At 60.8% G+C, this 1092-nt stretch carries 1 protein-coding gene; it reads right to left on the minus strand.

Going from position 1 to position 1092, the window contains the following annotated elements:
• Positions 1-164: 164 nt before the first annotated feature.
• A partial coding sequence (locus ACCC97_RS28740; protein ID WP_413336370.1) for a hypothetical protein occupies positions 165-1092 on the minus strand: 928 nt, incomplete at its 5' end.

Genomic DNA, 1092 nt, shown 5'->3' on the forward strand with positions numbered 1-1092 from the left:
CTGCCATGCGCCCCAGATGACGCCGAGCACGACGATCCATGCAGTGATGCGCGCTTTCATGCGGTATCTCCTGCGAGGTAGCCGAGGCCGAACGTGATGACGGTGGAAACCGCGTAGATGACATCCATCAGGGTTGCGAATTGATCAGTGGTCATTGCGTCGTCTCAATGCAACGTAGGCTTGTCATCGGGTCGTGCCCACCACGAAAACGGGCCTGCCGCATCGACAGTCCGTGCGGTAGTCCGCACTCGGATAAAGCTAGAAAAACCGCCGCCTGTTGGTGCGAACTCAGATTCGAGAAGCTGGCCGGTTTCAGCATTGAGATAGCCGCCTCCCTGCGCAGGTCGGAAGCGGTCTTGCACCGAAGCATTGCCCTGCACATAAGCAGGCCACAGAACCCAGCGCTTGAAAGCAGCGCCAGCTTGATCAAGACCACCAACACCTGAGATTCGAGCGCCACGGGGGAACCCTCCGATTGATTTGCTTTCGAGCTTGCTGGCGTACTTCATGAGGTAGCCAATGGGCTTGGTTGCCTTCTTGGTGTTGGATGCACCATGCGGCCACCACGCGGCCTGATAGGTGCCCTTCACCTTGCGGCGACGGTCTGCGTAGGGCATGGAAACGCCGTCAGGCAGGAAGAAGATGCAGTGGTAGTGCAGGACGCCACGACCGATGCCGTCAGCACGCTTGCTGCCGTCCTGAATCTCTGCGACCCACACATAGCGCAGGCGCTGGCCGGGGCAACGGTCCTTGAACCACTCGCGGACCTTGCGGATGTAGTCGGAGACGTGGCGCGGCTTCCAGAGGGTCTGACCGATGCCGCCGTCCTTCTTGTCGGCATAGGTGAGGGTCACCATCACGTTGTTCGTGGGCGGGGCCTCGACCAGGTTCATCAGGCACTTGGCACCAACGCCAATGGCCTTGCGAAGGCGGGTGACTCGGGCTTGCGCCCGGTCAATGGTGATGCACTGCTCTGCCCAACGCATAGCGGTCGGGAGAGCAGCAAAACCACTTGTTGATACTGAGACAAGCCCGCGCGCTGCGCGCGCTTCTGCGGACTCGAAATCGCGCGCGGTCTGGCGCTGCGAGAAC

The organism is Variovorax sp. Varisp85 (assembly GCF_047304045.1).
Taxonomy (GTDB): domain Bacteria; phylum Pseudomonadota; class Gammaproteobacteria; order Burkholderiales; family Burkholderiaceae_C; genus Variovorax.